This is a genomic window from Nonomuraea sediminis (assembly GCF_018531495.1).
In the GTDB taxonomy this organism is placed as follows: Bacteria; Actinomycetota; Actinomycetes; order Streptosporangiales; family Streptosporangiaceae; genus Nonomuraea; species Nonomuraea sediminis.
This window is the reverse complement of record NZ_JAHDTI010000010.1, coordinates 1-26,677: the sequence shown is the minus strand read 5'-3', so window position 1 is coordinate 26,677 and position 26,677 is coordinate 1. Positions and strand designations below refer to the sequence as shown.

Here is a 26,677-nt window from a genome sequence, read left to right as displayed (position 1 = left end):
ACCCAGATACTAGTGAGCACGGATCTTTACGTCGGCGAGGATGCCGTCCATGAGAGCGGGGAACTTCGCATCCCGGTCTCGGATCAGCTAGCGGGCTCGGCAGCCCGCATCTTCGAGTTCCATCACGAGATCCTTCATGGCCTGGATGACCCAAGTGGCGGGCGGGGGAGTGGTGGTGCCAAGCACGCAGACGTGCCTGGTGGTGTGCTCGATGACGGCCAGGATGAATTGGCGCTGGCCGTTGAGGGTGATGGTCTCGATGAAGTCGCAGGCCAGCAGGGCGTCGGCTTGCGATCGCAGGAAGTCGGCCCATGTGCTGGAGGCCCGCTGGGGTGCCGGATCGAGATCTTCCTGCTTGGGGATCTCTCAGACGGTGGAGGGCGCAACCTTGATGCCGAGCGTGGCGAGCTCTCCGCGTATCCGCCGGTAGCCCCAGGCGGGATTCTCCTGGACCAGGCGCAGGACGGGAAGCCGTAGCCGGCGTAGGACCTCGCGGGGCAGCGATGTCAGGAGCGCGGCGACAAAAGCTCGGTCTTCCGGGCCGAATCTCACTCTGGTTTCATCGCCGAGTTGCCGTTCGAGGGCGAGAATCTCGACGTCCTTGTCCCGATCGCCCATCGGCAGCAGCCGCAGCGCGGCGAAGGCGTTGGTAATGGTCAGATAGGCCAGGCGAAGGAGCATGGCCGATCATCATGCCGCACGTGTTGCTTTGCCTGGTGCCGGAACTGGTGCACGCCACGCCAAGCCCAACATGCTCGTGACCTGGGCGGATGTAATTATCGGCAGGCGCAGTGCCCGCGCGGGTGCGGGGGACGCGGGTCCCCCGCACCCGGAGTCCTACATCAGCGGCACCGCCCGGTTCAGGGCGGGCGGGGCCACCGGCCCCTGCCGCAGGTAGGCCCGCATGGCCTCGTAGTCGCGGTTGCCGCGCACGGCGTCGGTGTACCCGGCGAAGGCGGGGTAGCCGTCGGCGCCGATCAGCGTGTAGGCCAGCGCGGCGAGCCGGTAGGTCCTGCCGGTGTCGAGCGGCTGCCCGTTCACGATCACGTCGGCGGGGTTGACCCGGTCCCCGACGGGCCGGTTCGCGGAGTAGGAGAAGCGGACGTTCTTGGACACGGCCAGCGGCGCGAACTTCACGGTGCCGTTGGCCTGCGTCTGCCACTGCTGCTCCAGGGCCTGCTCGAGCTGCGAGCCCTTGACCGAGACCGTGAGCACCGGGTTGGCGTAACCCCACGCCGCCCACGACTCGCCCATGAGCACCTGCCCGTCGCTGTCGGCGGGGTTCGTGCCCTTGGCGAACAGCAGGTCGCCGCGCAGGGAGTTGGAGCCCTTGGTCGGGGCGACGGCCACCATGGCCAGGTCGGCCTTGCCGCCCTCGGTCCGCTGCGAGTCGAAGTAGGCCACGTCGGCCACGGTGTTGCCGAGCGTGCTCTGCCCCGTCGCGTCGCGGGTCCTGGTGAGGTCGCCGGTGATGGTCCCGTACGGCTTGGCGTAGGTCTCCTTCTGCTTGGCGTTCCAGTGGTCGACCAGCTTCACCATGGCGGGGTCGGGGGTGACGTCGCGGGTCACGGGGTGGTTGACCGCGGTGGTCTCGGACCTGATGACGTCGCGGGTACGGTGGTCGAGCTTCAGGTTGATCTCGTTGATGAGGCGGCCGTGGTTGGCGGCCTCGACGACCGGGCGGGGGTTACCCGCCGGGTCGGGTAGCGAGCAGGTGAAGTACCAGTGCCAGTGGCCCGTGACGATGACGTCGATGTCGGGCGAGGCGTTGGCGGCGAAGTCCCAGATCGGCCCGTTCTTCTGGTCGGCGCAGCCGTTGTAGTCGTCTCCGGCCTTGCCGCCCTCGTGCACGTTGGCGACGATGGCCTTGACGCCGCGCCGCTTGAGGATGGCGGCGTACTTGTTGGCCGTCTCCACCAGCGGCAGGTTGTCCAGTGACGGCTGGTAGGAGGTGGAGCCGTCCACCGTGGTGGGCGTGGTCAGGTTGATGAACCCGACGGGGATGCCCTGGAAGCGCTTGATCACGTACGGCGGGAGCACCGGCCGGGTGTCGCCCTTCCGCGTGATGTTGGCCGTCGAGATGGCGAAGTCGGCGCCGTGGAACTGCCGCCCGTCGGAGTCGGTGAAGCAGCTGTCGACCCCGATCTCGCCGAAGCACTCGCCCTCGCCCATGTGGTCGCGCAGGAACTCCAGCGACCGGTCGAGCTCGTGGTTGCCCACGGTCGTGAAGTCGAGCTTGATCTTGTTGAGGAACTCGATCGTCGGCTCGTCGGCGTGGTAGGACACCTCGGTCGGCCAGCCGCTGAAGTTGTCACCGGCCGAGAACGTGACCGTGTTCTCATGGCCTTGCCGGAGCTTGTCCAGATGCGTCGCCACGTACGGCGCGCCGCCCACCACCAGGGTGTTCCCTTGCGGATCCTTGATCGTCCCGTCGGTGGCGTTGTTCTGCGGGGTGATGTAGCCGTGGAAGTCGGTGAGGGACAGCAGTTGCACGTCCACAGGCTTCGGGTCGGCCAGTGCCGGTGAGGCGGAGGAGGCCAGAGTGACGCCTAAGGCGACGACGATCCACTTGCGAAGGGAATGCACACATACTCCTCGATAGGGGGATACAACGGGAGAAAAGACTGGTGGATCAGCCCTTCGAGCCGGTGAACGCGATCCCGGCGATCAGCTGTCGCTGCATGACTACGAAAAGAACGATCACGGGCAGCGAGGCGACGACGGACCCGGCGAAGAGGATCGGGTAATTGGTCAGGTACTGGCCGCGCAGCGAGGCCAGCCCGGCGGAGAGCGTCATCATCTCCGGGTCGGTGTTGACCACCAGCGGCCAGAGCAGGCTGCTCCAGGACCACATGACGGTCAGCAGCCCGAGCGCCAGCAGCCCGGGCCGCACCAGCGGCAGCATGATCCACCAGTAGATCTGCAGCGGGTTGGCGCCGTCCAGGCGCGCCGCCTCGTCCAGTTCCCTGGGCAGCGTCTTGAAGAACTGCCGCAGCAGGAACGTGCCGAAGGCCCCGAAGACCCCGGGGGCGATGAGCGCCTGGAGGGTGTTGAGCCAGCCGAGCCCCTGCATGATCTCGTACCGGGGCAGCAGGAACAGCTCTCCCGGCACCATCAGCACGGCCAGGAACAGCATGAAGATCGGCCCGCGCCCGGGGAAGTCCAGCCGCGCGAAGGCGAAGGCCGCGAGCGAGCAGAGCAGCAGCTGCCCGGCCGTCACCGCCGCCGTGACGATCACGGTGTTGAGGAACTGCCGCCCGAGCGGCACGGTCCTGAACACGTCGGCGAAGTTGTGCCACTGCCAGGAGGGGACCGGCGTGGGCGGCACCCGCATCGACTCGGTGACCGTCTGCAGCGAGACCACGAGCTGCCAGACGAACGGCGTGATCATGATCAGCCCACCGGCGAGCAGGACCGCGTGCACGATCCAGCGCCTACTCATAGTGGACCCACCGCCTCTGCAGCCTGAACTGGAGGGCGGTCAGCGCGAGGATCAGGGCCAGCAGCACGACCGCGATCGCGGCTGCGTAGCCGCGGCTGTTCTGCACGAAGCCCTGCTCGTAGAAGAGGTAGACGATCGTACGGCTCCCCGCCATCGCCGGGCTCTTGGTGTCGATCATGAGGTAGACCAGGTCGAACACCTGCAGAGCGTTGATCAGCGTGATCACCATGACGAAGAACGTGGTGGGCGTGAGCAGCGGCAGCGTGATGCGGAAGAACTGCCGCATCCTGCCCGCGCCATCGATCGCGGCGGCCTCGTAATAGTGCTTCGGGATCCCCTGCAGCCCGGCCAGGAACAGCACGGCGTTGTACCCGAGCGAGCTCCAGATCCCGACCACCGCGATGGCGTAGATCGCGAACTCGGGGTCGGAGACCCAGTAGGGCCCGTCGATCCCGATCTCGCCGAGCAGGTAGTTGATCAGGCCGAAGTCGCCGTTGTACAGGTAGCGCCAGGTCAGGCCGACGGCCGCGGGCATGGTGACCACGGGCAGGAAGTACAGCGTGCGGTAGAAACCGAGCCCGCGCAGCCCCGGCACGTTGAGCAGCGCCGCGATCACGATCGCCAGCGGCACCCCGATGAGCACGAGCACGGAGTAGAGCAGCGTGTTGCGCAACGCGCCGAGCATCTCCTCGTCGCCGAAGAGGGCGGCGAAGTTGTCGAGCCCCACCCACGTCTGCCCGCCGAACACGCCCGACTCGGTGAAGCTCAGGTAGAGCGTCTGGACGATCGGCCACAGGTAGAACACGGCCAGCCCGAGGGCCATGGGCGCGATCAGCCCGTAACCCCAGAGCCAGTCGCGGCGCGGCCGCCGCCCCGGCCGGGCCGCCGCCTTGACGGCGGCCCGTTCCTCGGTCAGCAGCATCCGCTACTCCTTGGCCAGGATCTCGTTCATCTGCGCGGCGATCTCCCTGGCCGCGTCCGCGGTCGGCCGCTTGCCCGCCCACGCCTCGGCGAGGAGCTTGTTCTGCACGTCCTGCCACTTGGCGGTGTTCAGGGAGACGGGGTACGGCACGCCGTGCGGGATCGAGGCGTCGAACGCCTCCTTCAGGTGGTAGTTCGGGAAGGCGTTGAACCAGCCGTCCTGGGTGCCCGCCCGCGAGGAGACCGAGGCGCCGCCGGTGTCGCTGAGGATCTTCTCGGCCTCCTCGGAGGAGAGGAACGTGGCGAACTGCGCGCTCTCAACCGGGTGCTCGCTCTTGGCCGAGACGGCGTTGGCCAGGCCGAGCAGGATGACGGCCTCCTGCGCCGGCCCCTTGGGCAGGGGCGCCACGTCGACCTTGTCGCCGCGCTCGGTGTTGGCCTTGAACGCGGTGGCGAGCCAGGAGCCGCCGTAGTACATGGCGTACTTGCCGGTCATGAACAGCTGGATGGGATCGGTGTCGGTCGTCGCCTGGGCGGGCGGGGCGACCTTGTCCTTGTTGATCATGTCGGTCCAGAACTCCAGGCCCTGGATGGAGCCGGGCTCGTCGAAGCCCGACTTCTTGCCGTCGGCGGAGATGACGTGGCCGCCGGCCTGGATCATCGTGGGGTAGAAGCCACCCTGGTCCCACATGGGGGCCAGCAGGCCGTACTGCTTCTTGGCCGGGTCGGTCAGCTTCTTGGCGGCGGCCCTGAGGTCGTCCCAGGTCCAGTCGGCGGTCGGGTACTTGACGCCGGCCTTGTCGAAGAGCTCCTTGTCGTACCAGAGCACGGGGAGGCCGACGTCGCGCGGCATGCCGTACAGCTTGCCGTCGTAGCGGTAGCCGTCCACGATCGCCTGCGGGAAGGAGCTGACGTCGGCGTTCGCGATGGGGGCGAGCACGCCGCCCTTGGCGTACAGGCGGACGTTGAGGCTGTTCATCCAGAAGACGTCGGGGGCCGCGCCGCCGGTGGCGGCGGTCTGGAGCTTGGTCCAGTACTGGTCCCAGGGGGTGATCTCCAGCTTGACCGTGACGTCGGGGTGCTGCTTCTGGAAGGCGTCGATGATTTTCTGGGTGCTGGCTTGGTCGTTCTTCTCCCAAATCGCGTAGTTGATCGTGATTTTTCCGGACTTGGTGGTGGTGTCGGTGCCGGAGCCACAACCGGCCAGGGTCACGGCCAGGGTGGCGACCAATGCCATACGCAGACGCACGGGGGGTTCCTTCTCTCTGGAAGCGTCGGGGGTGGTGGTCAGGGTCTCGATCGCGAGGGATCGGCGCGGAGGGCGGCGCTCCGCTCAGAATTCGGTGTTGGTGAAGCCGGTCCGCGCCACGACATCGCTGTATCCGTTGACGTCGAAGTCCTCGGCGTAGAAGAGGTGGAAGCCGGTGGCGTCGGCGGCGACGGCGGTGGCCGACTGGCTGCCGGCCGTGTTCGGGTTCATGCGCTCGCAGGGGAACCGGCCGGCCGTCGTCCCGTCGGCGTTGAAGCCGCGGGCGTACACCTCGAAGGAACGGCCGGCGTTCCAGATGTCGGACTCGGTCCAGCCGACGACGAACCGTCCGCTGTCGTCGACGGCGACGGACGGCGATCCCTGGACCGCGCACCTGTCCACCGACGACACCCTCCCGCACAGCGGCGGGTACTCCTTGCCGCCGTCGGAGACCGTGTTCGGTGCGTACTTCCCGAACGCGACGGGGTTCTCCGCGAACCTCGATCCCAGGGAGGGCGTCAGACCTCGCGTCCGCACCCGCCAGACGGTCTTCACGTCGCCTCCGGTGACCGCCACGTTGTCGCTCCAGGCGACGACGCTGTCGCCGCCCGCCGTCGTCGCCACCGCGGGAGCCAGGTGCTCGGTGGCCGCGTTGGTGTTGATCTTCGTGGCGGCGGCGACGGTCGCGCCGGTCGCCGAGACGCGCTTGCCGTACACGTCGGGCGCCTGCTGCCAGACCACGGTCGCGGTGCCGGCGCCGTCGACGGCCACGTCCGGGCGGTCGCCCGCGCCCACCTGGACCGGCGCGAAGGCACGCGAGGTCAGCGAGGCGTAGCCGGCCGCGCGGACGGTCTTGGTCGGCGCGTCCTCCCAGACCACCGTGAACCCGCCGTCGCCCCGGACCGCGATCCTCGGTCGGGTCTGGTCGCCGCTCCACTGCGGGTCGTTCGCCCAGATCGTCGAGCTCAGCGTGCCCGACGGGGAGAGCCTGCGCACCGCGATGTTGTGCTCGCCCCGGCAGTCGCCGTCCTCGGCCCAGGCGACGTAGGCGTTGCCCGTGTCGTCGACGCCGGCCGACGGCTGCACGTGGTTCCAGCCGGTCGCGCACCCGGCCCCGCCCATCGAGACCTTCACGGGGCCGGTCACCGGCTGCCCGTCGTGGTAGATGCGCGCGTAGACCTCGGTGCCGTCCACCGAGGCACGATCACGGTCGTCCTCCCAGGCCACGGCCGTGTAGCCGGCGCGCATGGCGGCCGCCCTCGGCGCCCGCTGGTCGTCGGGGCCATTGGCGGCCATCTGGAGCGCGGCGTCCGGATAGGCGGAGGGGACGAACTTGATCATCTCGTCCAGCATCGCGGCGAAGTCCGCGTCGTACGCCGCGTAGATCCCCGCGTCGTCGATACGGAGGAAGGAGTCGTCCGAGGCGGTCAGGGAGCCGGCGTTGAGGTTGTGGGAGCCGGTGTAGACGTAGCGCCGCGTCGCGCCGCCCGCCGCCGCCGACGGCCCGTCCACCAGGATGATCTTCGAGTGGAGGTTGTCGGGCGCGCAGGTGTCCCCGGCCGGATAGTGGCAGCCGCCGGGCCTGAAGGTGTGCACCACGATGCCGCCCTTGGCGAGTTCCTGGGCGGTCGAGACCGTCTGGTTGCCCTCGGCGACGAGCACCTGGACGCCGCACCCCTGCTGCTTCTTCGCCTTGAGCGCGTCGATGACGGCCGGCCTGTCCGTGGCGAACTGCGACTGCGCCACGCGGATCGTGCCGGGGCAGCCCACGTCCTTGATCATGGCCGCGACCAGGTCGGCGTCGCCGTAGGCGGACTGGTCGTAGGCGGTGTCGCGGGGCTCCATCCACACCGTGACCTTGCCGCTGGAGGAGGTGAAGGGCGCCTTCCAGGTCGTCCGCACCCGGGAGACCAGCGTGTCGAACACCTGCCGGTAGCCCGCGGCCAGCCCGGCGTCGCCCGAGCTGATCAGCATGTTCTGGTGGAGGGAGTTGTCGGCGCTGAGGTTCTGCGAGCTCTGCGCGACCACGTCGGTCCTGCCGTCTGTGAGGCGGCTGAACACGAAGAACTTGTGGTGGTTGATGTCGGTGTCCGGGCCGTTGCAGCCCATGGTGCAGAGCGTGACCGGCACGCCGGCGGCGGCCAACTCGTCGAGCAGCGGGTCGTGACCGGACCCCTCGGACACCACCCGTACGTCGACGCCGCGATCGTGCGCCGCCACGAGCTCGTCCTTGACGGTCCTGATCTCCAGCACGTACGTCGCCACGCGCAGAGTGGAACCCGGCGCGGCCAGGTCGATCAGGCCCAGCAACCGCGTCAGCAGGGAGCCGTCGAGCGTGCCGTCGACGCTCGGCCTGCTGAAGTACGCCGACAGCTCGGGAGTCGCCGCACGGGCCGGGGTGATCACGCCGAGCAGGCAGGATAAGCCGATGAGGATGACGGACAGGCGTCTGGTCATGCGTGCCTCTCTCCACTGAGGTTTCGTCGGATGCCGCGGGTCCAGGCCGCCACCTCGGCCTCGGTCTCCGCCCGCTCGCGCGGCCAGCCCTTGACGTCCGGCCGCGTCTGCCACGGCTCGGGGCCGGTCTCCTTGCGGTACTCCACGCCCAGCGCGGCGAGCCGGAGCTCGTGGTGGTGCAGCCGCGCTCGGAAGTCGTCGAAGTCGCCGCCCGCGGGGCTCCACACGACCTCGGCGAAGGCCGACAGGCGGGGGAAGGCCATGTAGTCGAGCGCGCGAGGCGAGTCGATGTGCTCGGTCCAGAGGTTCGCCTGCGCGCCGAGCACGCGGACGGCCTCGGCCTCCGTGAGCTCCGGCGGCACCGGTTCGAAGGCGTGGACGTCGCGCAGCGAGATCACGCTACCGATCGGGACCGGCTCGTCGGGCCGGTCCGACTGCCGGAAGTCGAGGTAGAGCTGGGTGAACGGGCACGTGATCACGTCGTGCCCGGCCCTGGCCGCCACGACCGCGCCGTACGTGCCGCGCCAGGACGCCACGGTCGCACCCGGCGGCAGGCCGCCCTCGATGATCTCGTCCCAGCCCAGCAGGCGTCGCCCGCGCGCGGTCAGATGGTCGGAGAACTGGCGGATGAACCAGCTCTGCAGCTCGTCCTCGTCGCGCAGGCCGAGCTCGCGGATGCGCCGCTGGGCCGACGGGCTCTCCCGCCACTGCGTCTTGGGGCACTCGTCGCCGCCCACGCAGACGTACTCGCCGGGGAAGATCTCCATGACCTGGTCGAGCACGTCCCGGTAGAAGGCGAGCGTGGCGTCCTCGACGTTGAGCACGTTCGGGGAGACGCCCCACTGGGTGGCGACCTCCAGCGGGTCGTCGAGGTTGCCCAGCTCCGGATAGGCGGCGATGGCGGCCTGGGAGTGCCCGGGCAGCTCGATCTCGGGCACCACGGTGACGAACCGGTCCGCCGCGTACGACACGATCTCGCGCAGGTCGTCCTGGGTGTAGAAGCCGCCGTGCGGGCGGCCGTCGAACAGGCCCTGCCGGCGGGACCCCAGCGGGCTCTCCCTCCGCCAGGCGCCGACCTCGGTCAGCTTCGGGTACCCCTTCACCTCGAACCGCCAGCCCTGATCGTCGGTCAGGTGCAGGTGCAGCACGTTGAGCTTGTGCGCGGCCAGCAGGTCGATGTACCGCAGCAGGTCGGGCTTGGGCAGGAAGTGCCTGGCCACGTCGATGAGGCAGCCGCGCCACCGGAATCTCGGCCGGTCCTCGACGGTGACCGGGGCGACGAGCCAGTCCCGCTCGCCGACCGCGCCGCTGCGGAAGGCCGCGGGCGGCAGCAGCTGGCGCAGGGTCTGCGCGCCGTAGAACGCCCCCGCCGCGTCCCCCGCTTCGATGCGCACCCCGCCGGGGCGCACGGTCAGGCGGTACGCTTCATGGCCGAGCCCGGCCGCCAGGGTGAACTCGATCGCCCCGGGCCGCGCCTCTCCGGGCGGCAGCGGCAGGCCGGTCACGGGGAACAGCACGCCACGCAGCCAGCCTTCCACCCGCGCGAGCTCGGGGGGTGCGGCGATCACTGTGGCCGTGGTGAGGGTGAAGGGCTCCGTGCCGTCTCGGGTGAGGTGAACGGGTCGTGGCAGCAGCAAGTCAGGTCCCTGAGGGGTCGGAGGTCGGGGTTCGGCGATTGTGTCGCCGTGCGGGCTGGGCGGGCTTGCGTTGCGGTGGCGTACCGCCCCGATGAGGATTTATGATGAAGTCCACCATTAAGGTTCGTCAAGAAGGGTTATCCGTGACGCACTCCGTGACTGGCGGCGACCTTCAGCGGCTCCGGCGGCTCAACGCGCTCTCCGCGCTCGCCGCCCTGCGCGCCGGCGGCCCGATGACGCTGACCAAGCTCGCCGAGCGCGCCGACCTGGCCAGAGCCACCATCAAGGTGGTGGTCAGCGACCTGATGGAGCTGGGCTGGGTGGCCCAGATGGATCCGAGCGGCGGCGAGAAGGGCAGGCCCGCGCGCCGCTACCGGTTCCGCGGGGAAGCGGGCCGAGTGCTGGGGCTCGACATAGGAGCGCACAAGGTGCTCGCGGTCGTGGCCGACCTCGACGGCAACGTCCTGCACACCACGCGCGAGCCGGTCACTCCCGAGCAGCCGCGCGCCGAGCGGCTGGCCGCCGTCGACAGGGCCGTCGACGCCTGCCTGACCGGCTCGGGCACCTCCGCCTCCGACGTCTGGATCGCGGTCGCGGGCAGCACGGGCTACGTCGACCTGCAAGGACGCGTCGTCCTGTCACGGGCCATCCAGGACTGGTCGAGCGTGCCGCTGGCCGATCACGTCGGCGCGCGGCTGGGCTGCGCGGTCCTCGTGGAGAACGACAGCCGGCTCGCCGCACTCGCCGAGTGCCGCAGGGGCATCGCCCGCGACACCCGGAATCTGATCTTCCTGCACGTCGGCAGGCGGGCCGGGGCCGCCGTCGTGCTCGACGGGGTCCCCCTGCGCGGCGGCGGGGGAGCGGCGGGCGAGATCGGCGTGCACCCGCTGTTCAACCTCGGTCACGTGGGCGAGCTCCTGCAGGCCGTCCCCGCCGTGGAACCCGGCACGCCGCCCGACGCGGTCGCGGGGGCGGTGTTCGAGGCCGCCAGGCGCGGCGACGCCGGCGCGCGCGGCGCCGTCCTGCGGTACGTCAAGGTGCTCGCGCTGGCCACCTCCGCGATGGCCCTCACCGTCGATCCCGACCTGGTGGTGCTCGGCGGGGGCTTCTCCCGGTCGGCCGACGTGCTCCTGGAGCCGCTGAGGGGCGAACTGGAGACGATGTGCCTGCGCACTCCAGAGCTGCGGGCTTCGGTGCTCGGCGACGAGTGCGTGGCGGTCGGCGCTGTCTGTTACGGCGTCGAGCGCCTGTCCAAGACGCTCTTCAACCCCGAGACCGGCCCGTTGCCCGCGGATACCCCTCCATCATTAATGGTTTAGTTCACCAAATATCGGGAGCGTGCGTGGAGGACGGCTGGTTGTGACTTCAGGTGCCGGGCGCCCACGTAGGCGCGGCTGAGTTCGGCGTGCCGCGCACGGGCTTGACGCCGAGTCCACCGCCGCCCTCGTCAACACCGCAGCCGGAGGCGCCCAGACAGCACGGCTGATCACCCTGCCGACCCACATCGGAGACACCACCACCTGAACCACCGACCCCAGGCAGGCCCGCCGATCCTCCGGCGGGCCTGCTTCATGCCCACGAGCCTGATGCGGGCGATGCCCGTTGTAGTGATCGAGATATTCATTCAGGGCCGAGCCAGATGTCCACGACCGGGCGGGTCCGATCGATCGCACAAGGTGAATTTCGGCCTCAGGACAGTTTCGCTTCGGGGGCGAAGGCGGGCAGCTTCTCGAGACTGCTGCGCACGGCCTCGGCGCCGTACTCGAACATCTGCCGCTCGTAGTCCTCGACCGCGCTGCGCAGATTCTGGCGGCCTTCGTTGGCCTCGATCAGGCAGCGGCGCAGCAGGTCGGCATCGCGCAGCGCGGTGTTCGCGCCGTTGCCGCCGGTCGGGGAGGTGGCGTGGATCGCGTCGCCGAGCAGCGTGACCGGGCCGGACGCCCAGCGCTCACCGGGCTTGACCACCCGGATGGACAGCAGCGTGCTGTTGTCCGGGTCGGCCTGCTCGATCAGCGCGCGCAGCTCCGGGTGCCAACCTTCCATCCTGGACAGCACGGCATCCTGCGCGGTCACGTCCTCCAGCGAGCCGTTCGGCGGCAGGATCATGGCCCAGCGTACGTAGTCGCCGATGTCGGGCAGCGTGACTTCGGGGGCCAGTTGCTCGGCGGCCTGCTTCGGCGGGGTACGGAAGCGCATCGCGCCGAGCAGCAGGCTGACGCCGTCGCCCGTGATCTTCGAGCCGTAGGCCTTGGACAGGCTGGCGAACTCGTCGGTCAGTGGGGTGCGGCCGATGACGAACCGGACGCCGGTGTCTGTCGGGGTGGTCTGCGGTGACAACACCCCGCGGACTGCGGAGGTGACGCCGTCCGCGCCGACGAGCAGGTCGGCGGTGGCCGGGTCGCGGCGGGCGAACTGGGCTTGGACATTGCCGTCGGCCAGCACGTCGTAGCCGGTCAGCGCGGCATCGGTGTGCATGGTGAGGCCGGTCAGCAACAGGTGTCGCAGCACCTGCCGGTCGACCACGATGCCGGTCCGGGCCGCGCCGAGCTTGCCGATCTCGTTCATCTGCGGGTCCAGGATCAGCTGCTCGGCGGAGGCATCCATGACGATCTCGTCCAGCAGCGGGTGCCAGCGCGTCGGCAGGCAGTTGCGCACCGCCTGGAAACCGACCGGGTTCAGCACGAGCCGGTAGCCCTGGAACCGTGCGACGATCCCCGGATCGCGCTCGAACACGTCGGTCTCGATCCCGGCACCACGAAGACCCTGCGCGAGAGCCAGACCTCCCAGACCGGCTCCGACAACGGAAACGCGCATCACACACCTCCAGGACATCGATGCGAACTTAGTTCGTTCTGACGATCTAAGTTCTACCCCAACGAACTTAGATCGTGTCAAGTTATGGTGGTTGGCATGTCCGCCGATCCCCGCCAACGCCGCGCAGCTCGCCACGCCCAACCCGCAGCGGAGGCTGCCACGTCGGCACCACGCAAGAAGCCGATCAACGTCGAACGGATCACCGACGCCGCCCTGGAAGTCGTCGCCACCGAGGGGTATGACGCGCTGACCATCCGCCGGGTCGCCGCCATGCTCGGCGCCGGCCCGTCGTCGCTGTACGCGCACATCGTCAACAAGGACGACATCGACGATCTGCTGATCGGCAGGCTCTACGCCGAGATCGTGCTCCCCGAACCGGACCCGGCTGCCTGGCGCGAGCAGTTGCTCGGGGTGTACACGCAGATCCGCGACCTGTACCTGAAATACCCCGGAGTCTCGCGCGCCGCGCTGGCCATGGTGTCGACCAACCTGGAAACGCTGCGGGTCGGCGAAGGAATCCTGGCGATCCTGCTCGCGGGCGGCATCGAACCGAGGACGGCCGGATGGGCCCGCGACGCGCTGTCCCGCTATGTCAGCGCCTATGCACTGGAGCAGTCGCTGGTCCAGCAACGGCGCCAGCATCAGGATCAGGAATGGGTGCTCAGCGACGAGGAGTTGCTAGACCGCTTCACCGGACTGCCTGACGAGAAGTTCCCGCAGACTCGACGCCATGCCGCCGAGCTGATCTCCGGCACCGGACACGACCGCTTCGAGTTCGCCCTCGGCCTGCTCATGAACAATCTGCGGCCCGCATCCGGTTGACCTGCGGCGTGCGGTGGCCACATGGTGCCGAGACGATCACAAATCGCATCATGAGGCGCGCGCTGGTCGTCGGTGGAACCGGCAGGCTCTCGGGTGTCGTCGCCGAACGCGTCCGCGACGGCTGGTACGTGGTCACCCCGTCCCGCCGTGACGCGTCACCAGCCGCCACCCACCCGAACCAGCAAGATCACCCGCTTGGATCGCGCGGGCCGTACCAGGAAGACGATCACCAGCCAGGCAGCGGCTCCGAGCAGCCCAAACTCAACACAAGATCGACTCATGGTGGCTCATGGGTTCACCTTGGCTGCCCTGGAACGAACGCCGAGTATGCGGAGTTCTCCAACCAGTACCGAGCCCATCAAGCCCTGGACCAGGCGGCTCCACTACGCGCCGTCCCGGATCCGATCATCGATCCAGCCAGAATCGTCGACCTGGATGTACGCCGAGGAGACCGGCTCAGCGGCGTCCTCCACGAATACTCACATGCCGCTTGAACTGCGTGGACGGGGTTTTCGGCAGGTGCAGCACTCAAGGTGGATGTCCTGCCCGCCGACTGGATCCGGATTCGGCCGGTAGAACAGCCGGCAGGCACAGACCTCTGACCCACTGCCTCGCCGACTGGACGCGGCCTACTGGGCGTTGTTCTGCAATGCGGAGATGGTTTCGCGGAGTGCGTCTGTGGTCGAGGTGGGTCTGCGGCCGAATGCCTTCTGCGCTGCGCTGGAGTCCAGCACGAAGGGGTGGTCGAACTGGTAGCGCATTTCGGGGAGCTGTCGGGCCGCGACGTTGAACAGGCCTACCGCCCTTAGCAGAGTGTTCGGCATAGGGCTGATTCGTGCTTTGGGCGTGCCGGCCACGGTTGCCGCCATTTCAGCCAGTTCACGAATGGAAACAGGCGGCGGGGTCGGAACGTGCCAGGGGCGGCCCCAGCTGGATTCGTCGGCCGCGACGTCGATCAGGGTGCGGGCCACATCGCCGGTGTAGGTCCAGCTGTGGGGGGCGTCTATGTCGGCGGGAACAAGGGCGCGCCGGCCACGTAGAAGGGCGGGCAGGACCATCATGGTGAAGGGCGTTGAGGCGCGGGCTCCAAGGTAGTCCGACCCGCGGACCTCGGCTGTGCGGATCCGTCCGGCCTGGTGTGCGGCGAGTTGCTCGGCCCATAGTCCGGCTCGGACGCGGCCTTTTTCGGAATTGGGGCGTGCGGGCAGATCCTCGGTCATCGGACCGCTTACCAGGCCGTAGCCGTAGAGGTTCCCAACGCTGACCAGGACGGCGCCGCTTGCCTCGGCGGCACGTATGGCACTCTCGATCAGCGGGGGGAACTCGGTCGTCCAGAGATGGTAGGGCGGGCCGGCGCACTGGTAGAGCGCGCTGGCGTCGGCGGTCAAGGGTGTCAGTACGGCCGGGTCGGATGCCTCGGCCTGAACCCGCTCGATGCCAGGGTGGTCGGGGCCGCCTCCGTTGAGCGTTATCAGGCGTACCTGCTCGCCCTGCTCAGCCAGTATCAGCGCGGTGGTGGAGCCGATCGGTCCGGCTCCCAGGACAACGTGCGAAGTCATAGGGCACTCCATTGAGAGAACAGTGTTCTCTCGCACTGTAGAGAGCACGCCGATCCAAGTCAAGAACAGCATTCTCTATGGAGAATTCTGTTCTCGACTGTGGCAGACTTGGGATATGCCTGCACCGTCACTGCGCGCCCGGGTCCGGTCGGAAATGATCGAGGAGATCAAGGCGGCCGCCCGCCGACGGCTGGCTGCCGACGGTGCCAACCTGTCGCTGCGCGGGGTGGCCAGCGATCTCGACATCGTCCCGTCGGCGCTCTACCGATACTTCTCCAGCCGGGATCAACTGCTGACCGCACTGATCACCGAGAGCTACCAGGCGCTCGGTGAGGCGGCGCGGCGGGCCGCGGCACAGGCGCCATCGGCACGTCCGCGCAAGCGCTTCCTGGCCGTAAGCCACGCCGTCCGCCAATGGGCACTCGACCATCCAGCCGAGTACAGCCTGCTTTACGGCGGCCCGGTGCCCGGATACGCCGCACCACAGGACACGGTGGCCCCCGCCTCCGCCGTGATCCTCCTGCTCGTCGAAATCGCCGCCGAGGGCGCCGCCCAGGGCCAAACCCTTCCACCGTCCGCTCCGGTGCCCGAACTGGTCCGCAGAGACCTTCAACAGCTGATCGACCAACACTCCGCCGACATCTCCGAGGAGCTGCTCAGCCGAGCGTTCGCCGGATGGACGCACCTGTTCGGCTTGATCAGCTTCGAAGTCTTCGGCCGACTGGAGACGACCATCCAAGCCCGACGGGAATACTTCGACCACCAGATGGGCCTGATGGCAGACCTTTGCGGTCTTCACCACGGACTATGAACCAGGTGGCGCCAGCCGGGACGGCGTCGTCATGGTCGCCCGCGAACGCATTCGGGTCGGCCGCACGCGCTGCGCAAGCACCGCCGACACTCACAAGTTGTAACAGATCCGATCGTGGCGACGAGGCTGACATCACCTGGGCCTTCCCGGACACCTGCTCCGCAGCCCCAAACCAGGACGCTCTCCTTGAAACAACAAGATCCCGCCTGATCTCGATCGGGTGCCACCGGAATACGGCAGAAACGGGCCGCGAGCTTGATCACCGACACTAGGATCTGGAGCATTCAGGCCGGTTGGTGACGGTTTCCGGAGGTTCGGGTGGCGTCGATCGATCGGACGGCCTACCCGAGGTTCGCGCGAGCCATCGGGGTGCGGGAGCTCGCCGAGGTGTTCACCCCCACGGCCGATGAGGTTGAGTGGGCCCGCGGCAAGAGCCAAGACGACCAGCATCTTCTAGCGCTGCTGGTGTGGTTGAAGGCATACCAGCGGCTGGGCTACTTCCCGAAGCTGGAGGATGTGCCGGTCACGGTGACTCAGCACATCCGCTGTGTCCTCGGCCTACCGGACGATGTGATGCTTGCCGAGGCGGCGGAGCGGTCAGCCAAGCGGCACCGTAGTTTCGTGCGAGCCCGCCTGGGCGTGGACTACGACTCCGCCGGAGTCCGAGCGGTGGCCCGCAGGGCGCCGGCGACGATGAGTTCGCGGATGAACTCGGTCAGCGGTGGTGCCGAGCTGCTCATGCACGCTGGTGCCGCCGATGTCGCGGTTGCGAAGGCCGCCGACCACGGTGATGAGGTCGTGCAGGGAGCGGTCGTGGCGGGCGCGCCGAAGCCGAGGAAGCCCACGTGATCTCTCGCCGTGCGTGCCTGAACCCGACGCGCGTCGCCGTAGAATAGTTCATTCACCGAAGTAATGCCCGGGGGTGTGGGGACCATGGCGGAGATACGCATCGACTGGCCAGATCCGGAGGGCCAGGAGATCGTGGAGCGGCTGTTCGCCGCGGATGCGGCTTTGCGGGCGCATTTTGATCAGGTCGCCGCTGCTGTTGGGCTCACTGTGCCACAGGCTCACACGGTGATTCAGTTGCAGGAGCCTCAGCGCATGGGGACGATGGCCGGTCACCTGCATTGTGAGCCTTCGCATGTCACCGCGATCGCCGACTCACTCGAAGCTGGTGGCCTCCTGCGCAGGGAGCCGGATCCGGACGACCGCAGGGCCAAGCGGCTCGTCCTCACGGAGGCCGGGCAGGAGCTCAGAGGGCGCCTGCTGAAGCGTCTGTTCGAGGGGGCGCCGATCATCTCGGCGCTTGACGCCGAGCAGCGGGCCGGTCTGCTCGCGATGCTCCGTATGGCCCAATCGGGCGACGAGCACCGGGCCTTGCGCCGGTTTCCGGCTGCGGCGGGTGACGGCTCCTGCTCTCCGGTTCCGTCATAGGTCCTGGGGACTTCCGTGTGCCAGGCAAGGCCGTACCGCCGCTGATAGGCGATCATGACCAAACGAGGGCCGCTCAAGCGGTGGTGGCCTTCCCATTCCGGAGCTGCCGTCCGGGGCGGCGGCATGGCCTCCTCCACTCTGATCGCCATCCCGGAATTCACGCCTTAACCACATCCTGATCATCGACGACCTCGCCATGGGCCTCATCCTTCCTGCCCGGCTGCCGCGGTGCGGGGCGCTTGCTCTCAGCGGCCGATGATTGGCAATTAGCAGCGTTCCGGCAGGTCGGCAGCTTCCGAGGCTGGCCTGGTCCCGGAAGTCTTCGGCGGCTGAGCTTCCACATCCGTTACTGAGCGCTGCCGTACGACCAGCTCCGCGCCCCGGAGAACACCCCGGGCTCGCCGATCCCGGTCGGCCGGATATGCCGCCTGCCGGGCGGCATATCCGTCGACGGTCCTCAGGTGACCGCACATCCCCGGCTGGCCCCGGAAGCACTCCGGCTGGAGGTGTCATCACCGTGCGCTCGCCGAGACTCACCCTCGGCGAGCGTTGCCTCCTCGCGCACCGGATCATGCGATGCGCGTTGGTCGAGCGCCGGCTGCTCCCGGTGACCTCCTTGTCGGCGCCTCTCACGCGCACGACGTTCTCTCCGCCGGCGCGGACAACGCCTGCGGTGTAGGGGCGCCTCGCTGCCCCCGCTCCTGCGGCCTTCCTCGCGCCGTGGAGGCCACCTGGGTGGATCCCCGTTTTGCGTCCAGAAATAATTTCAGCTACAACATAGTTCAGTCACTGAAACAAATCGTGAGAGGGTTCCGCCCATGTTCATCGCCACCGCGGTCCTGTCCGTGCTGCTGGCACTCGCCTTTGCTGGAGCGTCCTTCCCGAAGCTCTCCGGCAAGGACGCCATGGCCGCCCAGCTCCACAACCTCGGGGTATCGGCCGGGTTCATGCACGTCATCGGCGCGCTCGAAGCACTCGGAGCCGTCGGCCTGATCGTCGGGCTGTGGATCGGAGCCCTCGGGGTCGCCGCAGCGATCGGCCTGGCGCTGCTGATGGCAGGCGCCGTCGCCACCCACATCAAGGCCCGCGACACCGCCAAGAACACCGCCGGATCGGCGGTTCTGCTGGTGCTCAGCGCGATCACGGCCGCGCTGGCGCTGGCCGCTCTCTGAGCGAAGCCCGGCAACCGAGCCCGACCACCTACACGCAACACCGATCAAGGACTTGTGATGACCTCAACCGCCAACACCGAAACCGGCCTCGACATCGACACCCGCTTCGAACAGCCCGCGACCGAGACACAGCTCCAGCGGACCGCCTCGGCCCTGCGGGAGAAGGGCCACGATGTCGAGGTCGTCGACACCGCGGCCGAGGCCCGCACTGTCGTCAACCGGCTGCTGCCCACGGACAAGAGCATCTTCACCGCCGCCAGCGAGACGCTGCGACTGTCGGGGCTGGACGACGACATCAACGCGTCCGGCAGGTTCGACACGCTACGTCCCACGCTCATGCGTCTGCGCGAGGAAGGGCGATTCGACGAGATGCGCGTCCTCGGCGCCGCCCCCGATGTCGTCGTCGGCAGCGTGCACGCGGTGACCGAGGACGGGCGGCTGCTGACCGCATCAGGCAGCGGAAGCCAACTGGGCCCCTACAGCTTCGGCGCTGGCCAGGCCATCTGGGTCGTCGGCGCCCAGAAGATCGTGCCCGACCTCGACACGGCGCTGCGGCGTATCGAGACGTACGCCTATCCGCGCGAGGACGCCCGGGCCCGGGAAGCCTACGGCACCCCCGCCCTGCTCTCCAAGATCCTCATCATCGACAAGGAGATGTTCCCCGGCCGCGGCACCGTAGTCCTCATCCGCGAGCCCATCGGGTTCTGATCACCCCTGCACTCGGGTGAGGACCGCATGACCGGCCTTGCCCCCAACGACGTGCTCACCACCGACGTCTTCCTGGCCCGGCCGTCCGGCGGCAGACCCTCGGTCGGCGGGCAGACAGGAGCCACACCATGCTGAGACGGGTGCCCTACAAGTGGCTGGTCGCCACCGCGTTCGTGTTCGGCCTGTTCATGGAGATCCTCGACATGACGGTCCTGAACACCGCGCTGCCCGCGCTCGGCCGCCACTTCGGTGCCGGGACCGAGTCACTGCAGTGGCTGGTCACCGGCTACCTGGTCAGCATGGCAGTGTTCATCCCCGCCTCGGGATGGGTCGCCGACCGGTTCGGAACCAAGCGCACGTTCCTGTTCGCGCTCGCGGTCTTCACCGCAGCCTCGGTCTGGGGCGGCCTCGCCGGCTCTCTCGGCGAGCTGATCGCGGCCAGGATCGTCCAGGGCGTCGGCGGCGGCCTGCTCACCCCGGTCGGCACCGCAATGCTGTTTCGTGCCTTCCCGCCTTCCGAGCGGGCCAAGGCGTCAGCGGTGCTGTCCATACCGACCACCCTCGCCCCTGCCCTCGGCCCGGTGCTCGGCGGATGGATGGTCGACAACATCAGCTGGCGGTGGATCTTCTTCATCAAGGTGCCAATCGGCGTGCTCGGTCTCCTGTTCGCGATGGTGGCCCTTCGCGAGGAACGCGCCGACCACCCTGGCCGCTTCGACATCGCCGGGTTCCTGTCCGGCGGCTCCGCGCTCGCGTTGCTGCTGCTCGGACTCGACGGTGGCGCCAGAGAGGGGTGGACAGGCCCGGCCGTGCTGGTACCGCTGGGAGCCGGCCTCGCACTGGCGGCCGCGTTCACGGCGATCGAGCTGAGCCGCGCAGAGCCGATGATCGATCTGCGTCTGCTGAAGGACCGCCTGTTCCGGACCGGCAACCTGCTGATGCTCCCGGCGTCTGGGGCGCTGATGGGCGCCTTGTTCGTCGTGCCACTGCTTCTGCAGTACCAGATGGGCGTCGACGCGACAGGCTCCGGCCTGGTCACGATGTTCCAGGCGCTGGGCATGATGGCGGCCCTCCCGCTGGCGGGACGCCTGTATCCGCGGCTCGGTCCCCGCCGCCTGCTCGCGACCGGATTCGCCGTCATCGCCATCGCCCTGGTGTCGCTGATCCTGGTTGGCCCGGACACGAGTCTGTGGGCGCTCCGGCTGCCGCTCCTGGCCATGGGCGCGGGCATGGCACTCACCATCATCTCGCTGCAAGCCGCCACCTTCGCCACGATCACCCTCGAGGCGACGGCGCAAGCATCATCGGTGTTCTCCACCACACGTCAGGTCGCGAGCGCCGCCGGGGTCGCCATGGCCGCCACCTTGCTCACCACGCGAACCGAGTCCAGGCTCGCAGACCTCGGCTCCCGCGCCGCCGATTTCGCCAGCAGGCAGGAGGCGCTCTTCGCCGCCTACCACGACATCTTCCTCACCACCGCCGGCCTCGCAGTGCTCGGATTCCTCATCTCCCTGCGCGTGCGCGACAGCGACGCCATCGCCAGCATGCGGCCGCCGCACGTAGCAAAGGCCGCCCACCAGGAGGGATCCACGTAGTACTCGAGAAGAATCGAACCCGTCCACGGATCACCTCCGCTGCCCGCCGCGGCGGCTGCCTCCCTGACCCACGGTTCAAGGCAACGGGGCTGGCTTCAACTCGTGCTGATCAACCTCAAGGGAGCCGTCGTTCCTCCCAGGCCTCACCGGCCATGCAGTCCGGCTGCGACGTCCGCTTCCCGACCTCTCACTCCCTGCGTCGACGGGATTCGGATTCGCCGGTGGAGGTCGGTTGTTGCAGCAATGCGGCGAGGTAGCGTCCGGTGTCCTTCAGACCGCGGGGCAGCGGGGCGAAGGTCAAGCGGAGCGCCTGGTCGGATCCCGCGAAATCAAGCCGCAGCTTGTATGCCACGCGGTTGCTGAGCACGGTCGCGGTAACGACCTCGCGGGGCACGTGCGCTACTAGGTCACCCGGCCCGGACCTGTTCCGTCTGCCCGCGAAGATCAGCAAGCTGCGGTCGGTTACGGCGATATACACGCGAGCTTTGTCGAACATATTCACCATGACCATCCCCGTGCCGCCGGTGACCGCGGTAACCATCGCCCCGACCGCGACAGAGGCGGCGATCGACGCCAGGTTCTTCTTGATCGGCACCGTCCCCGCCTTGGCGTAGAGGGTGTGCACGATGCGCTCGCCAGGCTGTATGAGTAACTCAGCCTTGGCCGTCAGTTGTCTATGGCTCTTTTCGGACATGACCATGGTGGCTCCCTCCGGGTTCACGCATCCTTACAGCTTCGCGGCCAGCTTTAGATCACTTTGAGCCATTCTGTTCCCCGCTTCTGACGTGCATGGGCTAGGCGCCCGTGTGGAGCAGCGCGTCGAGCTCTGCGGGTGCCGAAAATTCATTCATCCAGGTCAAGCGGCATGCGTGTCCTCTCTGAGGACACCACTGAGTCGATCATGTCGGCGGACGTCGAGCCGGGTGATCTGAGCTGTACGCAGGCGCTCGGGTCGGGTAGCGGTCGGAGGGGAGCGGCTTGCTGGAGGGCCCGGTGTGGCCGGTGATTGTTGTAGAACGTCTCGAACTCGCGCAGGGCATGGAGGAGGTGGCGCTGGTTCCAGATCAAGGTGCGGTCGAGCAGTTCACGCCGGCAGGGTCTGGATCCACCGCTCCATGATCGCGTCCGTCCGGGGTGTCCGCACGCGGTCCTGATGACCGCGAAGTCCGGCGTCGGCTAGCACGGCGTCGAAGGCGTCGCGGTCATGGATGAGTAACTTGGCCGCGTTGCCCACTTCCTGCAGGTCCATGACGAGGTTGCGGCCGAGCTGGACAACCCACTGGCCGGTGTGCGCGGTGGCACCAAGACCCCGCGCCCGGCGGGTCGCATGCTCGATGACGGCCATGACGTACAGCGGTGCCCCCGGTCAGGGTGCGGACCTCGAAAAAGTCGCACGCTGGAAGTGCGTCCGCCTGGCTGGGCAGGAAATCGACCCATGTGGTGTGCCGCCGTTCGGGCGAGGGGTCGATGTCGTGGACTTTGAGAGTGCGTTACGTGAGCTGACGCCCTTTTCGCCGTTGCGGTTGGATGAGGTCTGCTGGTCGATGGGTCGCCGCTCGGTCTGTCGTCACGGCTGAGTGAACAAGCCGGGCTCGGTTTCAGGTCTCCGGGCGTAACAGCAGCGCGGAGTGGCGCAGTCTGTCGCTCGACAAGTGGCCGAGCAGCCCGGCGAGTACGAAGCGGTCGCCGGGAGTGAAGGCGGGCTTGGCCGCCTGCCGCTGCAGGACTGTCAGTTGGTGCCGCAGCACCAGCATTTCGATCTCTTTGTCACGATCACCTCCCGGCAGCAGCCGCAGGAGCGCGAAGATGGTCGTCACGGTGAGGTAGACCAGACGCAGCACGACAGATCATGATGCCGCGGCGGTGGAGGCCACACGACTCCACGATGCGAAAGCGTGGTCACCGGCCAGTGCTCTGGCCTGCACGGATGAACTTTCGGCATCCGCAGGTTTGCCGACGACGGTAACCCCTCCCTTGCTCTGAGCGATGAAAGGGGGACCGTTCGTGCGAGGGGGATGCCGTGCGTGTTGAGGAGCTGACCGAGGCGGAGCGTCGGGTGTGGGAGGCGTTTCCGCGAGGGGAGGAAGTGGATTTTACGACCGGAAAGCCGGAGGAAGACCATCCGGCCTCTGGAGCGGGCTGGGGAGCGGAGCGGACAGTTCGCGCCAGAGTGATCGCCGCCCTGCTGATGAGCGAGGAGGCGCACCTGTCGCATCGGGTCCCCGCCATCCGGATCAAGGGCGCCCGGATCACCGAGCGATTGAACGTGGCATATTCCACCGTCCGTCGTTCGGTGCGATTGCTGTCGTGCTTCTTCGAGCAGGTCCCTGGGCTGTCCTGGGCGCGATGTCCGCAGCTGAGTTTCAAGGGCTCCCACCTGCCGGGGCTGTCTGCTTCCAACGCTCAGATCGACGGGCATCTGCGATTGGAGCAGTGCGTCTTCACCGGCCTGGTGGAACTGCGCGGGACCCAGCTCGCGGGAAACCTCACGCTGACCGACGTGCGGACTTCCGTTCCCGGCTTGGCGATCGATTGTGACGGGTTACACGCGGGGCGGGGGATTTCCGCGATCAGGCTAAGCACTGCAGGTCAGGTGCGGTTGGCCAACGTCAACGCACGCGGTACCGTGATCATGGATGATGCGTGCCTGGCCGATTCAGGCGGAAGGGCCCTGACTCTGGACGGGCTGGTCGCCGACGGGAGCGTGTTCTGCCGGAGGATGACGGTCAGCGGGATGGTCAGCGTGCGCAACGCCCGTGTCGTCGGCTCGTTCAGCTTCACCGGAACCACCATCGATCACCCCGGCCAGATGGCCTTTCGCGGCTCGCGGATTACCGCTGAGGGCGGACTGTACCTGGGTGGAGGGTTCACCGCGACCGGGACAGTACGGCTGGCCGACTCGCGGATCGACCGGGAGCTCAGCCTGAACGGAGCCCGCCTGACTCACCCCGACGGTGATGCGCTCTACGCGGAGGAATTGCAGGTTGAGGGCACCGTCGAGGCGCGCAGACTTCACACCCGTGGACGGGTGTACCTCTCCCAGGCCCGCATAGCCGGATCGCTGGACATGACAGGAGCGAGGCTTCATGGGGCCACCCCCGGCAATGCTTCTGATGCCGGATCCGATCGTCTTGCGGACTTTGTCGCCCTCGATGTCGGTAGGGCGGCCATCGGCGGCGAGTTGCGGTGTGCCGGTGGTTTCCGGGCCCAGGGCGAGGTCCGGTTGGTGGACGCGCACGTGGGCAAGTCCGCCGACTTCGAGGGCGCTCGGTTGGACAATCCAGGTGGTGTGGCGCTGGCGGCTGGCGGTCTGACGGTCGATGGGGGCATGACGTGCGGGGGCGCCTTCACGACTGCGGGTGAGTTGGTCTTGATCGGCGCCCGCATTGGCCGACGTCTCTATCTCGCTGGCGCCACCTTGTCCGCGCCTGCTGGCCGGGCGTTGGCTGCCTGGCAGTTGGAGGCCCGGGAGTTGTACCTGCGCCCCAAGCAGGTGCCCGAGGGGCAGGTCGACCTGCGGCACGCTCGCATCGGCGTGCTCCGTGACGATCCTGCCACGTGGTCTCGGCATCGTCTGGACGGCCTCACATATGACGCCTTGGACCCGATGCTGCCCGCGGCAGAGCGGCTCGCCTGGCTGAGAAACGACGGGGGCAGGTATGTGCCGCAGCCGTACGAGCAGCTTGCCGCCACCTACCGGCGGCTGGGTGACGACGCCGACGCCCGCACGGTGTTGCTGGCGAAGCAGCGGCGGCGACGCGCCAAGCTGCCGCCCTATGCACGCGCCTGGGGACTGCTCCAGGATTTAACGGTCGGGTACGGCTACCGTCCGGTCCGCGCCGCGACGTGGTTCCTCACGCTGCTCGTCGCTGGCACAGCCGTGTTCGCCCTGAATAGCCCACCCCGCGCCGAGCCCGGCAAGGGGCCCGTATTCAACGCCGTCGTCTATACGTTGGACCTATTGGTCCCGCTGATCGATTTCGGCCAGGAGAAAGCTTTCCAACCCATCGGCGGCAGCCAATGGGTCGCCTACGGCCTCGTCATCACGGGATGGGTGCTGGTCACCACCATCGCAACCGGCATCACCCGGACCCTGTCTCGGCAATGACTGCGAAGCTGTACCCGCTCCGTGTTCGCGGACAATGATCGCTGGAAACTGGTTGTCGGGCGCGGGCTCGGATTCGACAGATGAACGTTCTGCTAGGGGTGCGGATAGAGGCTTGACATGGGAGAACGGTTAGGAGCGCGCCGGTAGGGCATTGCCCCTAGGTGTTCGATCTGGGTGTTGATCAGCTCGCTGCCGGAAGTTCCAGGAGCAAGGCAAGCCGGATGACCTGCACGGATGACATTATCGGCAAGGACAGCGGCAAAGACGTTCGTGACGGTCAGGTAGGCCAGGCGGAAGAGCACAAGTGATCATTTGGCCGCGATTCGGTGCCCTTCAAGAGCCGAAGCGGGCGCGCGCCAGAAGGAATCATGACCTGCACGGATGGCATTATCGGCAGGCGCAATGGCTCCCGGCGGGCGGTTCAGCATCTTGACATGCCGACGGCTGAGTGGATCAATTGCGGACTTGTGCGCATCCTTGCAGGAATATTGGTGGTCGCCACCATGGTCGCCGGGTGCTCGAGCGACCACGTCGACACGGCACCGCCGGTCGCGCTCGCGCTCCCTTCGTCCATGGCCGCGAGCCCCGAGCCGCGGGTGGAGACCGTAACTCCTTCGCCGCGGGCGACGTCGAGCCCGCTGCCGCTGACCGTCGATCAGTCGGCCCGGCGTTATCTGGGCATCGTGCGGCCGTACAATATCGCGCTCGAGCGACTCGAGCAGGCGATCAACGGCGGCCAGCCTGTCGCGGTGCTACGCCGCCGAGCAGCGCAGGTCGCCGCCGCGAACGGGACGCAGGTCCGGCATTTGACCGACACCGCCTGGCCCAGGGCGCTGCGCGGGCTGGTGGGGCAGCTCAAGGCCGAATCGCTCAAGGCGCAACGGCACTGGCTCCTGGCCGCGCGTGCCCGTGCCCGCGACGCGCTCATCGAGGAGGTGCTGAACGCCGCCCGCCACGACGGGAAACCGGCGGTGGGAAAGATTCGCACGCTACTCCACCTGGAGCAGTACGACGAAGACGACTACTCCTGATCGTCCAGTACACCTGCGGCCTGCGACTGGCATCAGGCCTGTGGGGGTTTGCCCTGAAGCGTGGACACCGGCTGTCATGCGGCGTGCAGCACTCTATCGGCGGTCTGCTCGTAGTCGATCGGGCTGAGGTAATCGAGGGTGGAATGCCTTATGCGAGTGTTGTAGCGGGTGATCCATGTGAAGAACGCCAGGCGGGCCTCACGCGCTGGGACCAGCGCTTGGCGCCTTGGAGGGTCTCGCGTTTGAGGGTGGTGTTGAAGGCCTCCTCGGCGCTGTTGTCGGAGGTGCCGAGGGCGCCCATCGACTGGCGCACGCCGAGTTCGGCGCATGCCTTGGCGGACTCGGCGGAGGTTTACTGCGCCCCATGGATCGGATTGAGGGGCAGGAAGCAAGGAAGCGCCACGGCACCAGCATCCTGTCGCATGCACCATCGGGCACGATGACCGCTGTCAGATGAGAAGGGTTCACGTAACCCATGGAGATCGATGTCTTGCCCTCGGCCGCCAGCGCGGCCAGGACGAGCGCGGTGCCCGAGCGAAGGTCGTAAGTCTGCACGTCCGTTCCGGTGATCGGCCACCCGCCATGGATGACGGCTCTGTCGCGGTCCATCAGGACGTAGGCGCCGCGCTCGCCACTGAGCGTGGACCTGCTGCGTGAGGCCGCCCCGGGCTACTGCGACGCCCGACAGCGCGGCAACGCGCCGGCCAACTGGTTCGAGGCGTCACTGGCGTATCTGACCCAGGATTTCCAAAACCGGCAAAGGTCCCGGCGCGGCGGCCCACGTCGTCGACCTTCTCTGCACCAAGCGGCTGTCGGACTCGTGATGCTTACCCAGAGCCTGGTCGGGCTCTTGTGCCGAGCTGGCTCAGGTGGTTCGACGGTGCTCGCCCCCCGGACGGCGGCCTCAGTCCTCCGCC

General features: G+C 68.0%; 24 protein-coding genes and 1 pseudogene. 12 read left to right on the top strand and 13 right to left on the bottom strand.

The annotated features are described in order from the left end of the window. Window positions 1-366: 366 nt before the first annotated feature. From KIK09_RS34695 to KIK09_RS34665, 7 genes are all read right to left on the bottom strand, one after another. Complete coding sequence (locus KIK09_RS34695; protein WP_214323669.1) at window positions 367-681, bottom strand: hypothetical protein; 315 nt, start codon at window positions 679-681, stop codon at window positions 367-369. 156 nt (window positions 682-837) lie between these two features. Continuing rightward, on the bottom strand, window positions 838-2,586 hold the full coding sequence (locus KIK09_RS34690) for a bifunctional metallophosphatase/5'-nucleotidase (protein WP_214323668.1): 1,749 nt from the start codon (window positions 2,584-2,586) through the stop codon (window positions 838-840). A gap of 46 nt (window positions 2,587-2,632) precedes the next feature. Beyond that, window positions 2,633-3,442 carry a carbohydrate ABC transporter permease gene (locus KIK09_RS34685; RefSeq protein WP_214323667.1) on the bottom strand — a complete coding sequence of 270 codons (810 nt, stop codon included), beginning with the start codon at window positions 3,440-3,442 and terminating at the stop codon, window positions 2,633-2,635. Next, window positions 3,435-4,364, bottom strand: coding sequence for a carbohydrate ABC transporter permease (locus KIK09_RS34680; RefSeq protein ID WP_214323666.1), 930 nt, complete (start codon window positions 4,362-4,364; stop codon window positions 3,435-3,437). Before KIK09_RS34680 ends, KIK09_RS34685 begins: the two co-directional genes overlap by 8 nt. Window positions 4,365-4,367: 3 nt before the next feature. Then, entirely contained in the window at window positions 4,368-5,612 is a 1,245-nt protein-coding gene (locus tag KIK09_RS34675; RefSeq protein ID WP_214323665.1) for an ABC transporter substrate-binding protein, read from the bottom strand. 84 nt (window positions 5,613-5,696) lie between these two features. After that, a complete protein-coding gene (locus KIK09_RS34670) occupies window positions 5,697-8,069 on the bottom strand; it encodes a phospholipase D-like domain-containing protein (RefSeq protein WP_214323664.1) in 2,373 nt (790 codons plus the stop codon). Beyond that, on the bottom strand, window positions 8,066-9,706 hold the full coding sequence (locus tag KIK09_RS34665; protein WP_214323663.1) for a beta-N-acetylhexosaminidase: 1,641 nt from the start codon (window positions 9,704-9,706) through the stop codon (window positions 8,066-8,068). The genes KIK09_RS34670 and KIK09_RS34665 overlap by 4 nt, the downstream gene beginning before the upstream one ends. Window positions 9,707-9,849: 143 nt before the next feature. Here KIK09_RS34665 and KIK09_RS34660 point away from each other — a divergent pair, with 143 nt between their 5' ends. Continuing rightward, on the top strand, window positions 9,850-11,025 hold the full coding sequence (locus KIK09_RS34660) for an ROK family protein (RefSeq protein WP_308164467.1): 1,176 nt from the start codon (window positions 9,850-9,852) through the stop codon (window positions 11,023-11,025). A 370-nt stretch (window positions 11,026-11,395) separates the two neighbouring features. Here KIK09_RS34660 and KIK09_RS34655 read toward each other — a convergent pair whose 3' ends face one another. Beyond that, window positions 11,396-12,520 carry an FAD-dependent oxidoreductase gene (locus KIK09_RS34655; protein WP_214323661.1) on the bottom strand — a complete coding sequence of 375 codons (1,125 nt, stop codon included), beginning with the start codon at window positions 12,518-12,520 and terminating at the stop codon, window positions 11,396-11,398. Between the two features lie 96 nt (window positions 12,521-12,616). Here KIK09_RS34655 and KIK09_RS34650 point away from each other — a divergent pair, with 96 nt between their 5' ends. Continuing rightward, entirely contained in the window at window positions 12,617-13,342 is a 726-nt protein-coding gene (locus KIK09_RS34650; RefSeq protein WP_214323660.1) for a TetR/AcrR family transcriptional regulator, read from the top strand. A 50-nt stretch (window positions 13,343-13,392) separates the two neighbouring features. Then, the gene (locus KIK09_RS34645; protein ID WP_214323659.1) at window positions 13,393-13,836 is read left to right on the top strand and encodes a Rossmann-fold NAD(P)-binding domain-containing protein; all 444 of its coding nucleotides are present in this window, start codon (window positions 13,393-13,395) and stop codon (window positions 13,834-13,836) included. 135 nt (window positions 13,837-13,971) lie between these two features. On the opposite strand, the gene KIK09_RS34640 is transcribed toward KIK09_RS34645, so the two are convergent. After that, window positions 13,972-14,901: a Rossmann-fold NAD(P)-binding domain-containing protein gene (locus KIK09_RS34640; protein WP_214323658.1), complete on the bottom strand. Its 930-nt coding sequence runs from the start codon at window positions 14,899-14,901 to the stop codon at window positions 13,972-13,974. Between the two features lie 154 nt (window positions 14,902-15,055). On the opposite strand from KIK09_RS34640, the gene KIK09_RS34635 reads away from it, so the two are divergent. From KIK09_RS34635 to KIK09_RS34610, 6 genes are all read left to right on the top strand, one after another. Further along, complete coding sequence (locus KIK09_RS34635) at window positions 15,056-15,712, top strand: TetR/AcrR family transcriptional regulator (protein ID WP_214323657.1); 657 nt, start codon at window positions 15,056-15,058, stop codon at window positions 15,710-15,712. A gap of 318 nt (window positions 15,713-16,030) precedes the next feature. Then, entirely contained in the window at window positions 16,031-16,561 is a 531-nt protein-coding gene (locus KIK09_RS34630; RefSeq protein ID WP_214323656.1) for a DUF4158 domain-containing protein, read from the top strand. Window positions 16,562-16,645: 84 nt separating this feature from the next. After that, window positions 16,646-17,146, top strand: coding sequence for a MarR family winged helix-turn-helix transcriptional regulator (locus KIK09_RS34625; protein ID WP_214323655.1), 501 nt, complete (start codon window positions 16,646-16,648; stop codon window positions 17,144-17,146). Window positions 17,147-17,964: 818 nt separating this feature from the next. Continuing rightward, complete coding sequence (locus KIK09_RS34620; protein ID WP_214323654.1) at window positions 17,965-18,318, top strand: DoxX family protein; 354 nt, start codon at window positions 17,965-17,967, stop codon at window positions 18,316-18,318. Between the two features lie 57 nt (window positions 18,319-18,375). Then, on the top strand, window positions 18,376-19,026 hold the full coding sequence (locus tag KIK09_RS34615) for an LUD domain-containing protein (protein ID WP_214323653.1): 651 nt from the start codon (window positions 18,376-18,378) through the stop codon (window positions 19,024-19,026). A gap of 128 nt (window positions 19,027-19,154) precedes the next feature. Further along, window positions 19,155-20,621: an MDR family MFS transporter gene (locus KIK09_RS34610; protein ID WP_214323652.1), complete on the top strand. Its 1,467-nt coding sequence runs from the start codon at window positions 19,155-19,157 to the stop codon at window positions 20,619-20,621. Window positions 20,622-20,808: 187 nt separating this feature from the next. On the opposite strand, the gene KIK09_RS34605 is transcribed toward KIK09_RS34610, so the two are convergent. From KIK09_RS34605 to KIK09_RS34595, 3 genes are all read right to left on the bottom strand, one after another. Next, window positions 20,809-21,321: a hypothetical protein gene (locus KIK09_RS34605; RefSeq protein WP_214323651.1), complete on the bottom strand. Its 513-nt coding sequence runs from the start codon at window positions 21,319-21,321 to the stop codon at window positions 20,809-20,811. A gap of 384 nt (window positions 21,322-21,705) precedes the next feature. Beyond that, window positions 21,706-21,966: a hypothetical protein gene (locus tag KIK09_RS34600; RefSeq protein WP_214323650.1), complete on the bottom strand. Its 261-nt coding sequence runs from the start codon at window positions 21,964-21,966 to the stop codon at window positions 21,706-21,708. 253 nt (window positions 21,967-22,219) lie between these two features. Beyond that, window positions 22,220-22,462, bottom strand: coding sequence for a hypothetical protein (locus KIK09_RS34595; RefSeq protein WP_214323649.1), 243 nt, complete (start codon window positions 22,460-22,462; stop codon window positions 22,220-22,222). Between the two features lie 179 nt (window positions 22,463-22,641). Between KIK09_RS34595 and KIK09_RS34590 the strand changes: the two genes are divergently transcribed. The 3 genes from KIK09_RS34590 (at window position 22,642) to KIK09_RS34580 (ending at window position 25,760) form a co-directional block, all read left to right on the top strand. Next, window positions 22,642-24,729 carry a hypothetical protein gene (locus KIK09_RS34590; protein ID WP_214323648.1) on the top strand — a complete coding sequence of 696 codons (2,088 nt, stop codon included), beginning with the start codon at window positions 22,642-22,644 and terminating at the stop codon, window positions 24,727-24,729. Between the two features lie 161 nt (window positions 24,730-24,890). Continuing rightward, window positions 24,891-25,037: a hypothetical protein gene (locus tag KIK09_RS34585; RefSeq protein ID WP_214323647.1), complete on the top strand. Its 147-nt coding sequence runs from the start codon at window positions 24,891-24,893 to the stop codon at window positions 25,035-25,037. Between the two features lie 60 nt (window positions 25,038-25,097). After that, window positions 25,098-25,760 (top strand): hypothetical protein, encoded by a 663-nt coding sequence (locus KIK09_RS34580; protein WP_214323646.1) that lies wholly within the window; start codon window positions 25,098-25,100, stop codon window positions 25,758-25,760. Between the two features lie 74 nt (window positions 25,761-25,834). Here KIK09_RS34580 and KIK09_RS58195 read toward each other — a convergent pair. Continuing rightward, window positions 25,835-26,109, bottom strand: a pseudogene (locus tag KIK09_RS58195) (integrase core domain-containing protein); the annotation flags it as partial. Window positions 26,110-26,677 lie beyond the last annotated feature (568 nt).

Excerpts from the sequence above, each read along its gene's own strand:
- KIK09_RS34580 (WP_214323646.1), top strand. The coding sequence starts at position 25,098 with ATGACCTGCACGGATGGCATTATCGGCAGGCGCAATGGCTCCCGGCGG.
- KIK09_RS34625 (WP_214323655.1), top strand. The coding sequence starts at position 16,646 with ATGGCGGAGATACGCATCGACTGGCCAGATCCGGAGGGCCAGGAGATC.
- KIK09_RS34610 (WP_214323652.1), top strand. The coding sequence starts at position 19,155 with ATGCTGAGACGGGTGCCCTACAAGTGGCTGGTCGCCACCGCGTTCGTG.
- KIK09_RS34655 (WP_214323661.1), bottom strand. The coding sequence starts at position 12,520 with ATGCGCGTTTCCGTTGTCGGAGCCGGTCTGGGAGGTCTGGCTCTCGCG.
- KIK09_RS34695 (WP_214323669.1), bottom strand. The coding sequence starts at position 681 with ATGCTCCTTCGCCTGGCCTATCTGACCATTACCAACGCCTTCGCCGCG.
- KIK09_RS34685 (WP_214323667.1), bottom strand. The coding sequence starts at position 3,442 with ATGAGTAGGCGCTGGATCGTGCACGCGGTCCTGCTCGCCGGTGGGCTG.
- KIK09_RS34670 (WP_214323664.1), bottom strand. The coding sequence starts at position 8,069 with ATGACCAGACGCCTGTCCGTCATCCTCATCGGCTTATCCTGCCTGCTC.
- KIK09_RS34615 (WP_214323653.1), top strand. The coding sequence starts at position 18,376 with ATGACCTCAACCGCCAACACCGAAACCGGCCTCGACATCGACACCCGC.
- KIK09_RS34605 (WP_214323651.1), bottom strand. The coding sequence starts at position 21,321 with ATGGTCATGTCCGAAAAGAGCCATAGACAACTGACGGCCAAGGCTGAG.
- KIK09_RS34640 (WP_214323658.1), bottom strand. The coding sequence starts at position 14,901 with ATGACTTCGCACGTTGTCCTGGGAGCCGGACCGATCGGCTCCACCACC.
- KIK09_RS34680 (WP_214323666.1), bottom strand. The coding sequence starts at position 4,364 with ATGCTGCTGACCGAGGAACGGGCCGCCGTCAAGGCGGCGGCCCGGCCG.
- KIK09_RS34620 (WP_214323654.1), top strand. The coding sequence starts at position 17,965 with ATGTTCATCGCCACCGCGGTCCTGTCCGTGCTGCTGGCACTCGCCTTT.
- KIK09_RS34600 (WP_214323650.1), bottom strand. The coding sequence starts at position 21,966 with ATGGCCGTCATCGAGCATGCGACCCGCCGGGCGCGGGGTCTTGGTGCC.
- KIK09_RS34645 (WP_214323659.1), top strand. The coding sequence starts at position 13,393 with ATGAGGCGCGCGCTGGTCGTCGGTGGAACCGGCAGGCTCTCGGGTGTC.
- KIK09_RS34650 (WP_214323660.1), top strand. The coding sequence starts at position 12,617 with ATGTCCGCCGATCCCCGCCAACGCCGCGCAGCTCGCCACGCCCAACCC.
- KIK09_RS34635 (WP_214323657.1), top strand. The coding sequence starts at position 15,056 with ATGATCGAGGAGATCAAGGCGGCCGCCCGCCGACGGCTGGCTGCCGAC.